At 34.9% G+C, this 14,322-nt stretch carries 9 protein-coding genes; all 9 read left to right on the top strand.

Going from position 1 to position 14,322, the window contains the following annotated elements:
* The first annotated feature begins 922 nt into the window (after positions 1 to 922).
* The 9 genes from QZ659_RS18810 (at position 923) to QZ659_RS18770 (ending at position 13,965) form a co-directional block, all read left to right on the top strand.
* Positions 923 to 3,649: a heavy metal translocating P-type ATPase gene (locus QZ659_RS18810; protein WP_291728315.1), complete on the top strand. Its 2,727-nt coding sequence runs from the start codon at positions 923 to 925 to the stop codon at positions 3,647 to 3,649.
* A 248-nt stretch (positions 3,650 to 3,897) separates the two neighbouring features.
* Positions 3,898 to 4,344, top strand: coding sequence for an HYC_CC_PP family protein (locus tag QZ659_RS18805; RefSeq protein WP_291728313.1), 447 nt, complete (start codon positions 3,898 to 3,900; stop codon positions 4,342 to 4,344).
* A 202-nt stretch (positions 4,345 to 4,546) separates the two neighbouring features.
* Entirely contained in the window at positions 4,547 to 8,470 is a 3,924-nt protein-coding gene (locus tag QZ659_RS18800; protein ID WP_291728311.1) for an efflux RND transporter permease subunit, read from the top strand.
* A 44-nt stretch (positions 8,471 to 8,514) separates the two neighbouring features.
* Positions 8,515 to 9,765 carry a TolC family protein gene (locus QZ659_RS18795; protein ID WP_291728308.1) on the top strand — a complete coding sequence of 417 codons (1,251 nt, stop codon included), beginning with the start codon at positions 8,515 to 8,517 and terminating at the stop codon, positions 9,763 to 9,765.
* A gap of 10 nt (positions 9,766 to 9,775) precedes the next feature.
* Positions 9,776 to 11,527 carry an efflux RND transporter periplasmic adaptor subunit gene (locus QZ659_RS18790; RefSeq protein ID WP_291728306.1) on the top strand — a complete coding sequence of 584 codons (1,752 nt, stop codon included), beginning with the start codon at positions 9,776 to 9,778 and terminating at the stop codon, positions 11,525 to 11,527.
* A gap of 63 nt (positions 11,528 to 11,590) precedes the next feature.
* Entirely contained in the window at positions 11,591 to 12,214 is a 624-nt protein-coding gene (locus tag QZ659_RS18785; protein ID WP_291728304.1) for a DUF3347 domain-containing protein, read from the top strand.
* A 20-nt stretch (positions 12,215 to 12,234) separates the two neighbouring features.
* On the top strand, positions 12,235 to 12,690 hold the full coding sequence (locus tag QZ659_RS18780) for a heme-binding domain-containing protein (protein WP_291728302.1): 456 nt from the start codon (positions 12,235 to 12,237) through the stop codon (positions 12,688 to 12,690).
* A 21-nt stretch (positions 12,691 to 12,711) separates the two neighbouring features.
* A complete protein-coding gene (locus tag QZ659_RS18775; RefSeq protein WP_291728300.1) occupies positions 12,712 to 13,314 on the top strand; it encodes a helix-turn-helix transcriptional regulator in 603 nt (200 codons plus the stop codon).
* A 93-nt stretch (positions 13,315 to 13,407) separates the two neighbouring features.
* A complete protein-coding gene (locus QZ659_RS18770; protein ID WP_291728297.1) occupies positions 13,408 to 13,965 on the top strand; it encodes a DUF305 domain-containing protein in 558 nt (185 codons plus the stop codon).
* Positions 13,966 to 14,322: the final 357 nt, after the last annotated feature.

Here is a 14,322-nt window from a genome sequence, read left to right as displayed (position 1 = left end):
TACTTTCTTCTCTAGGGATTTGAGACTAATTAGGGAACATCTGGACGGTGTGCCTTTGGAATACTGATTTATTTTGGTTTGAGTGTAACAAAAAACCTACTCTTAAAGAAGAGTAGGTTTTTACTTCTAGTAGGCACTGTAAAAATTAATTACTTTCATTTGGTGTTTTTCTTTTATCTCAAAGATTTTTGTTTTAGGTAAAGAACTATGAATATTTCCCAACTCATAAACTCCAATAGGAGGATTGTGTATAGTAATTTCATAGTCTATTTTGTCATAGTAACCACTATTCACATATAATACAGAATCCTCTATTTTGTCATTTTTTAGGAAGTAGTCTATCTGATATGGAGTTGTAGAACTTGCATAATAATCTATTTGATAGTAGTTAGATTCTTCTTCTATGCAAGTATGGGGTTTCCCCCTACAAGTAAACAGGATAGTATAGCAGTAGATAGAGATAAAATGAGTGTGATTACTTCTTTCATAGCATTATGTTTCAGTTGATGAGTGTATAAGATGGGTATTAATTTTTATTACCATCTGAATAGATGACAGATAAAAAGTAGTTAAAATAAGGTTGAAAAATAGTTGAAATAGGGTTAAAAACTAATTAAAATATAGTTAAAACAATAATCAATAGTAAATAAAAATAAGTAAAGAACTAATATTTTTTTCAAAAAACTTGTTCAAGAGTTAGAAAAAATAAGACTAAAGCTCATAGAATCAGACAAAAAAGTCTTATCAATGCTATCAAAACAGTTACTGTACATCAAATAAAAAATATACTTCTCTCAAATAAAAGTCAAGATTCTAAAGGAAAATGACAAAATTTTGAAAAACGATATATTATGCTGTAACGTTTATAAGACAGTTTATCTATTCTCAGAAATGTTATTTTTTTCGTATCAAAAAAACAATAATGAACCATAAATATCAAATACAAGGAATGACCTGTAAGGGTTGTTTAAGAAACATACAAACAGCTTTAGAAAAAGTTGAAAATGTAAAAGATGTAAAGATTGACTTTGAAGCCTCTATGGCATCCATAGAAATGGAAAATCATGTGAAAGTAGAGCATTTAGAGGACGCTGTTCAAGCCAAAAAAGAGAAGTACCATATCCATCCTTTCAAAGGAGAAGGTATCATCACACGTACTTTTCCAGTAAATGGTATGACATGTCAAGGTTGCAAAACACACGTAGAAAGCGTGCTTTCTAAAGTAGAACACGTCGTAGAAGTTTCTGTCGATTTAAAAAAGGCAGAAGCTACCATTGATATGACGTCAGAAATTCCTATAGAGGAATTTCAAGCTGTTTTAGAGAAAGATGGAGGGACATATAGTATTTATAAAGCAGGAAAAAGACCAGTAGCAGATGAAGTAGAAAAGCCTAAATCTGAAGGAAAAGGGACAGGAGTATTTTACTGTCCGATGCACTGTGAAGGAGATAAAACGTATGATAAAATGGGCGATTGTCCTGTTTGTGGGATGGATTTAGTAGAAGAGGTAAACCTTTCTGCTCCAAGCAAAGAACAATGGACATGTCCGATGCATCCAGAGGTAGTGAAAGACGAAGAAGGTTCTTGCCCTATCTGTGGAATGGATTTAGTCTTGATGAAACCAGACCTTTCAGCAGAAGAAAAAAACTACAAAAAGCTACTCAAAAAGTTTTTAATAGCAGGAGGGTTTACATTGCCCATCTTTATTATAGCTATGAGTGAAATGATTCATAACAATCCTTTGTATGACGTTTTAGAACAAAAACATTGGAATTGGATACAGTTTGTTTTATCGCTCCCTGTCGTATTTTACGCTACTTGGATGTTCTTTGAGAGAGCTTACAAAAGCATTAAGACATGGAATTTGAATATGTTTACGCTCATTGGAATTGGTGCTGGTGTGGCTTGGGTTTTTAGTGTGATAGGAATGTTGTTTCCAAATGCATTTCCAGAGCAATTTAAAACAGAGTCAGGTGCAGTACACGTATATTTTGAAGCAGCAACAGTTATCTTAACCTTAGTTCTATTAGGACAGTTATTAGAAGCTAGAGCGCACAGTAAAACCAATTCAGCCGTAAAGGAATTACTAAAATTAGCTCCCAATAAAGCCATAAAAGTGGTAGATGGTGAGGAAATGGAAGTAAGTATAGAAAAAATAGAACTTGGGAACACACTAAAAGTAAAGCCAGGAGATAAAATTCCTGTGGATGGTGTAATAACAGAAGGCAATACAAGTATTGACGAATCCATGATAACAGGAGAACCTCTTCCTGTTAGTAAATCCAAAGGTAATAAAGTAAGTAGTGGTACTATCAATGGTAATCAGTCTTTTTTGATGAAAGCTGAAAAAGTAGGAAGCGAAACCTTACTTTCTCAAATTATCCACATGGTAAATGATGCTAGTAGAAGTCGTGCGCCTATTCAGAATCTTGCTGACAAGGTGTCTGCATACTTTGTTCCTGTGGTAGTGATTATCTCTATTATTACGTTTGCTGTTTGGGCTATTTGGGGACCAGAACCTGCTTATGTCTATGCTTTAGTTAATGCCATTGCTGTTCTGATTATTGCTTGTCCTTGTGCTTTAGGTTTGGCAACACCTATGTCAGTAATGGTAGGTGTAGGAAAGGGAGCGCAAAATGGAGTTTTGATTAAGAGTGCAGAAGCCTTAGAAAAAATGAATAAAGTCTCTACGTTGATTGTAGATAAAACAGGAACAATAACCGAAGGTAAACCAACTGTTGAGAAAATAGGTAGTTTTGGAAATATGTTTGAAGAGAATGAAGTATTGAATTACATTGTTTCATTGAATAATAATAGTGAACACCCATTAGCAGAAGCTACTGTAAAATACGGAAAAGAATATCAAGCTAAAATATTAAAATCAAATAATTTTAGTGCTATAACAGGAAAGGGTGTAGAAGCAGAAATCGATAGTAAAAAAGTAGCATTAGGTAACCCTAAAATGATGGAATATGTTAATGCTAAAATTGACTCAAAAATGAAAGAAGAAGCACAAAAGTATCAACAACGAGGTAAAACAGTTTCTTATTTATCCATTGACGAAAACATAGTAGGTTATGTCGTGATTGGTGATAAGATAAAAGAAACGAGTGCTAAAGCTATAAAAGAGCTACAAAATAAGGGTATTGATGTAATCATGCTCACAGGAGATAATCATGACACAGCTCAAGCAGTTGCCTCAGAGCTGGATTTGGCAGGCTTTAAAGCCTCTATGTTGCCAGAAGATAAACTTAAAGAGGTAGAAAAACTACAAAATGAAGGAAAAGTAGTAGCAATGGCTGGTGATGGTATAAACGATGCACCTGCATTAGCAAAAAGTGAAGTAGGAATTGCTATGGGAACAGGAACAGATGTAGCCATAGAAAGTGCTATGATAACTTTAGTGAAAGGAGATTTACAAGGTATTGTAAAAGCTAAAAATTTAGGAGATGCCGTTATGAAGAACATCAAACAAAATCTTTTCTTTGCCCTTGTTTATAATACTTTAGGTGTACCTATAGCAGCAGGTATCTTATTTCCATTTTTTGGTATTTTACTATCTCCTATGATTGCTGCTTTGGCTATGAGCTTTAGTTCAGTTTCAGTGATTGTAAATGCTTTAAGGCTTAGAGCAAGTAAAATTGATTAATCAATATACTAAAATAGTATCAGGGCTATTTACATGTAGGTTATGCTTTTGAATTAAAAGGAAAGGCACTATAACTTTTTTATAAAAAAGATTCTCCTACTCAGTCAATTTAGAAAACAGACTTAAGGAATTAATCCTTGATACTATTTTTTCAGAAAAAAATAGTATCTTTACAAAGGAGTAATTTTTCAAATTGAAAAATTATCTTTTTTAATCTATTTATAGACTACATTTCATTATTACTATTAGTGAAAAAGTTATTCGCCATTTTATTGGCATTCATTTTTCTAACAACACATTTACCCATTGCCATTACTACACACTTTTGTAATGGACAAGCTGTAGAGAGTGCGCTTGTTTTTAAAGGAAATACAGTTGATTGTGGAATGAATATGACAAATAAAACTACTCTTTGTCAAAATAACTTTCACTCACCAAAAGATAAGTTGAAAAACTCTCCTTGTTGTCAAAATCATTCTCAAACCTTTGAGATAACAGACGATTACAATAGTTCATCAGAACTTTCAACCTCAACTGATTACAGTTCGTTTCAAGTTTTTTTTGTAACTACTTTTGTCAAAACATTTTTTGGTTGGCTTTTTTCATATTTTGACCTTTCATTTAGTTATTTAACTCCTTCCCCTCCCTTACTCAAGAAAGATATTTTAATCTTGTTTCAGTGCTTTCTCATATAAGGAATTTCTATTTCTTTTGATACTCTTCTTATTTTTCAAAAGTGGCATATACCTTCTAGTTTGTATAAAATCTCTATACAAGCTCAGAAGTATATACTACCTTTCAACTTAAAGAAATTTAGAAGTGTATTTTACTTCTGTTGATGTTTTTAGTGTAGTAATACTATAAAATATTGAGTTCATCAAAAAAATAGACTTTCTCATGCTTTCTTCTATCATCAATTATTTTTTGCGTAATAGATTAGTTACGCTGCTTTTGCTGCTGGCTTTTGTGGGTTGGGGAGTCGTTACTGCACCCTTTGGTTGGAAGGCAGGCAACCTGCCCTCCGACCCTGTCCCTGTCGATGCCATTCCAGATATTGGAGAAAATCAACAAATCGTTTTTACTCGCTGGGCAGGACGTTCTCCTCAAGATATCGAAGACCAAATTTCATATCCTCTTACGACCTATTTATTAGGTATTTCTGGTGTAAAGTCTATTAGAAGTTCCTCTATTTTTGGTTTTTCTAGTATTTATGTCATTTTTGATGAAGATACAGAGTTTTATTGGTCTCGCTCTCGTATTTTGGAAAAATTGAGTTCGTTGCCTATTGGTCTATTGCCAGAAGGAGTTCAGCCAGCTTTAGGACCCGATGCCACAGCTTTGGGACAAGTCTATTGGTACACATTAGAGGGAAGAGATAAAAATGGAAATCCAACAGGTGGATGGGATTTGCATGAGATTAGGAGCGTACAAGATTTTTATGTAAAATATGGTCTCAATGCCGTAAAAGGTGTTTCAGAAGTTGCTTCTATCGGTGGTTTTGTTCAAGAATATCAAATTGATGTGAATCCAGATGCACTCAAAGCATATAATGTTCCACTTCATAAAGTAATGCAAGCCGTTCAAAAGTCAAATAGAGATGTAGGAGCAAAAACCATTGAAATCAATCAAGCAGAATATTTAGTACGTGGATTAGGCTATATAAAATCAACTGAAGATATAGAAAGTGCCGTAGTGGCTGTACAAGAAAATGTACCAATTCGAATAAAAGATATTGCTGTTGTCAGTTTAGGGGCTGCTACTCGCCGTGGTTTGTTGGATAAAGATGGTGCAGAAGTAGTTGGAGGTGTGGTAGTGGCTCGTTACGGTGCAAATCCTTTAGAAGTTATCAATAATCTCAAGGAGAAAATAAACGAAATTTCTTCTGGACTGCCCTCCAAAACATTAGCCAACGGCACGAAAAGCAAACTTACGATTGTCCCTTTCTACGACCGTTCTACGCTTATTTATGAAACTCTTGGTACGCTTGAAGAGGCTCTGCTTTTAGAAATTCTGATTTCAATGGTTGTCGTAATTGTGATGGTCTATAATCTTAGAGCTTCGTTACTTATTTCTAGTCTGCTGCCGATTGCTGTCTTAATGATTTTTATTATGATGCGTTATTTTGGTGTAGATGCAAATATTGTTGCGCTCTCTGGAATTGCGATTGCGATTGGAACAATGGTAGATTTGGGTGTGATTTTGTCTGAAAATATTATCAAACACGCCGACGAAGCTCCTCCTAATCAACCTCTCATAGAGACCGTTTCAAAAGGTGCAGAAGAGGTAGCAAGTGCGATTGTGGCAGCCGTTTCAACGACGATAGTGAGCTTTATTCCTGTCTTTACGATGGAAGCTGCCGAAGGCAAACTCTTTACGCCTCTTGCCTTTACCAAAACCTTTGCTTTACTCGCTGCAATGGTGGTTTCACTACTCATTTTGCCTACATTAGCCTACTACTTTTTTGGGATTCGTTTCAAAAACGGAAAGCAGTCGTTTATTGGAAATAGCGTGTTGGTAGTGTTGGGAATTGTGGCTTTGTTTTACGGTTTTTGGTGGTCTGCTACGATGCTGATTTGTTTTGGACTATTTGCCTTATTACAAAGTTGGGTAAAGAGGAAGCAGCCTCATTTTTTTGAAGATACAACTACTCAAAATACTTTCTTTCTTGATAGAGCTAAAAATATACTTCGTTTTCTATTCGAAAAGTTCCAGCTTATTGTGGTTGTGATAGGCATTACATGGCTTTTGGCTGATTATTGGCTGCCTTTAGGTGCTTTGGCAAGTTTTGTAAGTAATTTTTGGTTTGTGGCATTGCTACTGCTACTTATTTTGGGAGGGTTTGTATTATTAGAATATTTTTACACGCCTATTTTGAGTTGGTGTTTGGAGAATAAAGGCGTTTTTTTAGTTATTCCTTCTTTTTTGATTTTGTTGGGCATTACTATTTGGCTAGGGTTTTCTACTGTTTTTGGCTTTGTAGAAAAAGGATTTGAAAAAATAGGAGTTTCTATCCAAACTACTTCAGTTTGGTCATCGCTTCATCATACTTTTTTAGGAATTGAAAAAGAATTTATGCCTTCTTTAGATGAGGGAAGTTTTCTTCTGATGCCTACCACGATGCCACATTCTGGGGTAGCCTACAACAAAAAAGTCATCGCACAACTAGATATGATGCTGACAAATATTCCAGAAGTAGATTTGACAGTAGGAAAAGCAGGAAGAGCCGAAACAGCCCTAGACCCTGCTCCAATTTCGATGTATGAGAATATTATCAATTACAAATCGGAGTATGTTTTAGATAAAAAAGGACGTAGAGAACGCTTCAAATTTATCCAAAAAGACGATTCTGTATTTTTCATTACTACAACAAAAGACACACTAACCAACAGAGAAGCACTACAAAAAAACATCTTTACCTCCACACTTATTCCAGACCCAAACGGTAAGTATTTCCGAAATTGGAGAGCGCATATTTCTTCTCCAGACGATATTTGGAACGAAATCATAAAAGTTACTAAAATTCCTGGACTTACCTCTGCACCAAAATTACAACCTATCGAAACTCGTTTAGTGATGTTACAAACAGGAATGCGTGCGCCAATGGGAATAAAAGTCTATGGGGCAGACCTTCAAACCATTCAAGATTTTGGATTGAAACTAGAAGATATTTTAAAAAAGGTAGTTTCTGTAAAATCAGAAGCTGTTTTTGCAGACCGTATTGTAGGAAAACCGTATCTACACCTTTCTATTAATCGTGAACAAATCGCAAGATATGGTCTCAATATCGAAGATGTGCAACAAACTATCCAAACGGCTATCGGAGGAATGATGATTACTTCTACGGTGGAAGGGCGTGAGCGTTTTCCTGTGCGTGTGCGCTATCCTCGTGAGCTTAGAGACGACCCAGAAGCATTGAAAAAAATATTGATGGCTACGCCTATGGGAACACAGGTTCCTCTTTCTCAACTCCTAAACATTGAATATTTGCAGGGACCTCAAGCTATCAAAAGTGAAGAAACTTTTCTGGTAGGATATGTTCTCTTCGATAAAAAAGAAGGTTATTCGGAAGTAAGCGTAGTCAATGATGCTCAAAATGCTATTTCTGCAGCTATTCAAGAGGGTTCGCTTGTCGTTCCTGCTGGTGTGAGTTATAAGTTTTCTGGAAGCTATGAAAATCAAGTACGAGCCGAAAAACGCCTTTCTATTATTGTTCCGTTGGTATTGGGGATTGTTTTTCTAATTCTCTATTTCCAATTTCGTTCGGTTACGACTTCGCTTATGGTTTTTACAGGAATTGCGATGGCATTTAGTGGTGGTTTTGTCTTGATTTGGCTCTACGGACAAGATTGGTTTATGGATTTTGAAATTTTTGATACCAATATGCGTACTCTTTTTCAGATGAAAACTATCAATCTTAGTGTAGCTGTTTGGGTGGGTTTTATCGCTCTTTTTGGCATTGCAACAGACGACGGTGTGCTGATGGGAACATATTTAGACCAAAGTTTTGAAAGAAATCCAACCAATACAAAAAAAGGAATTCGAGAGGCTGTCGTAGAGGCAGGGCAACGCAGAATAAAACCTGCTGTTATGACTTCTGCCACCACCATTATTGCACTCCTTCCCATCTTGACTTCCACAGGGCGAGGTTCTGATATTATGATTCCGATGGCAATTCCTTCGTTTGGGGGAATGCTCGTTGCTGTAATTACTTATTTTATTGTTCCGACGCTTTACTGTTGGCGAGAAGAATGGAGATTGAAAAGGCGTAGTGATATTGTTCGTGAGGACACCAGTAATGATGAAATGAAAAATAATACATAGGTCAAAGTCAAGTCTTTATTCTAATAAATACAAAACATTATTTTATGAAAAAAATATTTTTCCTTTGGTTATTATTTACAAACATAACTTTCCTTTCACAAGCGCAAACTTTGGAAGATTATTTTGTAGTAGCTGCCGAAAATAATCCAAAATTAAAAGCTGATTATAAGGCTTTTGAAATGGCTTTGCAAAAAACAACACAAGTAAATGCTTTGCCAGACCCAAATTTATCACTAGGATATTTTCTTTCTCCTATTGAAACTCGTGTAGGAGCGCAACAGTTTAGAGCCGAACTCTCACAAATGTTTCCATGGTTTGGAACGCTATCGGCTCGTCGGAATGTAGCTGCATTGGAAGCAGAAGCTATCTATCAAAAATTTTTAGATGCTAAAAATCAACTTTATTACGAAGTTTCGGTAGCCTATTTTGATTTGTATGAAATACAAAAATTACGAGAAATAGAAAGGCAAAATATCAATATTTTGGATTCTTATAAAAACGTAGCCACCATCAAATTTGAGAATGCACAGGGTAGTATGGTTGATGTTTTGCGAGTGGAATTGATGCTCAAAGAAGCTACTACTTCACTCAATATTTTAGAAAAAAAAGAAATGCCTTTACGTTCAAAATTTGTCCAACTACTCAATATTGATGCAGATTCATTGAAAAAAACAGGGATTGCACTTGATTCTACTGTATTTCAAAAAATATATTCTTTTACAGATATAGCACTTCAAAAAGATTCTTTACTAGTCAATAATCCTGTGTTGGAAGCCTTAGAATATAAATTGCAAAGTAGCCAAGCTAAGGAAGAACTCGCCCAAAAAGAAGGTTTGCCTAAGTTAGGAGTTGGCGTTGCTTATGTTGCGACAGCCAAACGAACAGATATGGAAGTTATGGATAATGGAAAAGATGCCGTTATGCCAATGATAAGTATGAGTTTGCCAATTTATAGAAAAAAATATAAAGCAGCACAACGTAAGGCACAGCTAGAACAGGAAATGATACAATTCCAAAAAGAAAACAAAACCAATCAATTACTGACGACTTACGATAAAATTTGGTTTCAACTCCAACGCCAACAAGAACTCATCACGCTCTACCAAGCACAAAAAACAGACACCGAACACATTATCAAATTGCTTTATGCTGCCTATACCAACATAGGGACAGATTTTGAGGAAGTGTTGCGTATGCAAAAAGAGTTGTTGATGTATCAAAAGAAAATCATTATAGCACAAAAAAACTATCAAACAGCCATAGCAGAACTGAATTATCTGACACATAAACGATAAAATTACAATTATGAAAAAACAAATTATCATATATATACTACTGCTTTTGGTAGGTGGAGTGATAGGATATTTTATTCATTCATCATCATCTTCTAATGAGGAGACTTCTGATAAAAAAGCAAGTTCGGAAAATCAAATCTGGACGTGTTCGATGCACCCACAGATTAGGCAACCTGAAGCTGGCGATTGTCCGATTTGTGGAATGGACTTGATTCCTTTAAAAAATGAAGATGAGCAAGGCAATCCGATGGCAGTTCGTATGTCGCCTACGGCAATTCAACTGGCTGATATTCAGACAGCAAAAGTAGGAAATTCGGAGGCTATCAAAACGATTTCTCTTAATGGAAAAATACAACCCGATGAGAGAAAAATATTTACGCAATCAACACATATTGAGGGCAGAGTTGAAAAACTAAACGTCAATTTTACAGGAGAGTACATCCGAAAAGGAACACCCATAGCTTATATTTATTCTCCGAAACTTCTGACAGCACAGCAAGAACTTTTCGAAGCTCAAAAAATAAAAGATACACAGCCCCAACTTTTTCAAGCAGCAAAAGAAAAACTAAAAACTTGGAAACTTACCGAGAGCCAAATCAATCAGCTTTTAGAAAGTGGAAAAACGATAGAAGAGTTCCCTATTTTAGCTGATGTTTCGGGATATGTGATTGAAAAAATGGTAAACTTAGGAGATTACGTTAGGCAGGGAGAAGGAATGTATAAAGTGGCTAGTCTCTCCCAAGTGTGGGTGCTTTTTGATGTCTATGAATCTGAATTGGCGTGGATAAAAAAAGGCGACAAAGTAAAATATAGCGTGGCATCGCTACCAAGTCGTGAGTTTGAAGGCACAATTTCATTTATTGACCCTTTCATTGACCCAAAAACAAGAGTAGCCAAAGCAAGAGTAGTAGAATCCAATCCAAATCTTTTGCTCAAACCAGAAATGTTTGTTTCTGGAGAAGTAAAAGCAACTTTATACACAAAAAAGAACACAGAAGAAATTGTTATTCCCAAAACTTCTGTGATGTGGACAGGCAAACGCTCGGTGGTGTATGTACGAGAAACTTCTGAAAAGGGAATTGACTTTGTGATGCGAGAAGTAAAACTAGGTTTGTCTTTGGGTGAGAGTTATATCGTAGAAGAAGGCTTAAAAGAAGGCGAAGAAATAGCCGTCAATGGTACGTTTAGTATTGATGCTGCAGCCCAACTGGCAGGAAAACCAAGTATGATGAACGGTATGGAAACGGAGGAAATGAATACTCACGACCACAATGCTACTGAAAAAGTAGAAAACCCTGTCAAGAAAATAAATATTGGCAAGGCTGCCAAAAATTCTCTACAACCTCTCTATGCAGCGTATTTCGAACTCAAAAATGCTCTCGTTAAAGACGATTTGAAGACAGCAAAAAGTAGTTCGGAAAAATTAAAAATGGCTTTAAAAAATATTGATATGTCAGTTTTTAAAGGAGAATCGCATACGCTTTATATGGCGTATTATTCCAACATAAATAATCAGTTGGAACATTTTACACACCTTGAAAATATTGAGAAAGCAAGACAAAAATTCCAAGGTATTTCTGAAGCTATGGTAGCGATGTCTAAATCTTTTGAGCCTTTGGAAAATGTAATTTATGTTCAGTTTTGCCCGATGGCAGACAATAATAAAGGCGCAAACTGGCTTAGTCAAGAAAAAAACATCAAAAATCCTTATTTCGGTAAAGCTATGCTTACTTGTGGCGAAGTAAGTTTAGAAATTAAATAAATCATACGCCCAAAGAGCAATCTTTTGTATCAATTATTTTAATAACCCTAATTTCAAATTTAAATGAAAAAGTTAATGTATTTATTCATCGGAGCATCTTTTTTTACTTACTCTTGCAATAACACAGAGAAAAAAGAAGAAGCAAAAACAGAAACCTCAATGGAAATGAACCATGAGAGAATGAATCACGAAGAGATGGATCATAGCGATATGGCTACCAAGACCAATGCCGAACAAGTGGCAGAAAGCCAAGCCATGACAGCCATTTTAGATAGTTACCTTGCTCTAAAAAATGCTCTCGTAGAAGAAAATGATGAGAAGGCTGCTACAGAAGGCAGTACATTGGCAACAGCTTTTGCAAGTGTAGATGTTTCTGGTTTGGAAGCAGACAAAAGTAAAACTGCCAACGAGATTGTAGAAAGTGCAACCGAACATGCCAAGCATATTTCTGAAAATAAAGGAAATATAGTGCATCAGCGTGAGCATTTGGCACTTTTGAGTAAAGACGTAAAAGATTTGGTAGAAATGTTGGGAACAGACCGAACATTGTACGCAGAGTTTTGTCCGATGTACGACAATAACAAAGGTGCGATGTGGCTTAGTGCATCTAGCGACATCAAAAATCCTTATTTTGGTAGCAAAATGCTTACTTGTGGAAGTGTAAAAGAAGAAATTGCTGTCAAGTAATAATTTAACCTCAAAGCAAAATGACATTAAAATATAAAATCATTCTTGTTTTGTTAATGATAGGAGTGGGAATACAGTTTATTCCTACTTCTATCAATAAAGACAGAAAAGAAAACACCCCAACAGTTTTTGTGAAACTCTATTCTCCTTCCTTACAAGTACAAAATTTACTCAAAAATTCTTGTAACGATTGTCATAGTAACTACACAGAATATCCGTGGTATAATAGGTTACAACCTATACGTTATTTTTTAGAAAATCATATAAAAAAAGGAAAGTCAGAACTCAATTTTGATGAATTTGATACGTATTCTGACCGAAAAAAGCGAAACAAATTAAACGCCATTATAGGACAAGTTGAAAGAGACCAAATGCCTTTAGTTTCTTATAGTTTTATACATAAAGAAAGCAAATTATCTGCTACTGAAAGAAAACTCTTAGTTTCTTATTTTGATAGTCTATCTGCCTTGTATTAATATAATTTAGATACCAAAACAATGAATAAACATCTACTACATATAGAAAACATGGTTTGCCAGCGTTGTGTTTTAGCAGTTGAGGAGGCGTGTAGAGTATTAGAGATTGAGATTGAAAAAGTAGAGCTAGGAAAGATTCATCTTCCGAAAGAAAATACTATTTCTGCTGCCCAAAAACAGTTATTGAATGAAAAACTACAAAAAACAGGACTAAAACTCATTGAATCGGACAAAAAAAGTCTGATTAGTGCTATCAAGACAGCCATTATCCATCAAATTCATTACGAGGAGAAACCTTTACAAATTAATTTTTCTGAGTATCTCTCCGAAAATCTACATCATGAATATTCTTATCTCAGTCGTTTGTTTTCTACGTTTGAAAATACGACCATTGAGAAATATATTGCTCTTCAAAAGATAGAAAGAGCAAAAGAACTTTTATCTCTTAAAAAATACAGAATTTCGGAAATTGCTCATCAACTTCACTATAAAAGTACATCTCACTTTTCTACACAATTTAAAGATATGACAGGACAAACTCCTTCACAATACAAGAAAAATCCTATTCAAGGGCGAAAAATGCTAGATTTGCTCAAAAAAAGTCAAGATTATGAAATAAAATGACAAAATTTTGAAAAACCATCCTTTGACTTTTTAATTTATAATTTTCAGATAACTTACTAAGTTTATCCATTTTTTACCTAAACTTTTCAAGCTATGCAAAACAGTAATAATAAACATTATCTAAAATTTTTTGCAATGATTGCTACCTCAATGATTGCCATGTTTCTCTTGATGTACACCCATTCTTACCAAGTTATAGACCATTTTTGGTTTAGTGAAACTCGTTTTTTCATGACCTTAGTTATGGGTGGCTCTATGATTATTATTATGTTACTTTTTATGCTCAATATGTATAAAAACACAAAAATCAATGTAGCTATTTTTTCTTTAGGAGTACTGATGATAGTAGGAGCTATTTGGCTGGTAAGAAGCCAAGTAACAGTTACAGGCACAGACTACATGGAAGGAATGATTCCACATCACTCCATTGCTGTCCTAACAAGCAAGCGTTCACAAATAAAAGATATACGAGTACGCAAACTTGCTGACGAAATTGTCAAAGCACAACGAAGAGAAATCATGGAAATGGAATGGCTCATCCAAGACATCAAAAAAAATGGTATTGTAACCACAGAAGCAGAAAAAGAAAAACGACCTATTCCAAGTTTTGAAGGGAAGCTCAACGAAGAAACTAGAGAAGTAACAGAATAAATCTGTTCTTCACAAAACAGAAAACAGATAGACAAACTTTTTTCTCTCAAACTTTTCTTCTTTTTTGAATCTTGCATCAAAGACTTTTAGTAGTTAATTACCTGTCTAAACTATCTTTATAAAATAGCAAGTAAGAAAAGTACAAATGACTATTCTCGTTGTTATACAGTTTTTTTCAATTTATTCTTTTAAGTCTTGATTTTCTATTTCGATGAATAAAAGCAGATTGGATTAGAATTCTTTGCGTAATTTATTGAGGGCTTGGATTAGCAATATGGTTTATCATTTTAAGTCTAAATTGCAGCATACTTTCAAGCATTTTGGAATCGCATCTGCTAAATTCTAATTTGTATGTTT

It is taken from the genome of Bernardetia sp. (assembly GCF_020630935.1).
Taxonomy (GTDB): Bacteria; Bacteroidota; Bacteroidia; order Cytophagales; family Bernardetiaceae; genus Bernardetia.
The sequence above is the reverse complement of the archived record's forward strand: the minus strand, read 5'-3'. Positions and strand labels throughout refer to the sequence as shown.

What these genes read in the sequence shown, in the direction of transcription:
- QZ659_RS18810 (WP_291728315.1), top strand. Translation starts at nt 923, where the DNA reads ATGAACCATAAATATCAAATACAAGGAATGACCTGTAAGGGTTGTTTA.
- QZ659_RS18800 (WP_291728311.1), top strand. Translation starts at nt 4,547, where the DNA reads ATGCTTTCTTCTATCATCAATTATTTTTTGCGTAATAGATTAGTTACG.
- QZ659_RS18795 (WP_291728308.1), top strand. Translation starts at nt 8,515, where the DNA reads ATGAAAAAAATATTTTTCCTTTGGTTATTATTTACAAACATAACTTTC.
- QZ659_RS18790 (WP_291728306.1), top strand. Translation starts at nt 9,776, where the DNA reads ATGAAAAAACAAATTATCATATATATACTACTGCTTTTGGTAGGTGGA.
- QZ659_RS18785 (WP_291728304.1), top strand. Translation starts at nt 11,591, where the DNA reads ATGAAAAAGTTAATGTATTTATTCATCGGAGCATCTTTTTTTACTTAC.
- QZ659_RS18780 (WP_291728302.1), top strand. Translation starts at nt 12,235, where the DNA reads ATGACATTAAAATATAAAATCATTCTTGTTTTGTTAATGATAGGAGTG.
- QZ659_RS18775 (WP_291728300.1), top strand. Translation starts at nt 12,712, where the DNA reads ATGAATAAACATCTACTACATATAGAAAACATGGTTTGCCAGCGTTGT.
- QZ659_RS18770 (WP_291728297.1), top strand. Translation starts at nt 13,408, where the DNA reads ATGCAAAACAGTAATAATAAACATTATCTAAAATTTTTTGCAATGATT.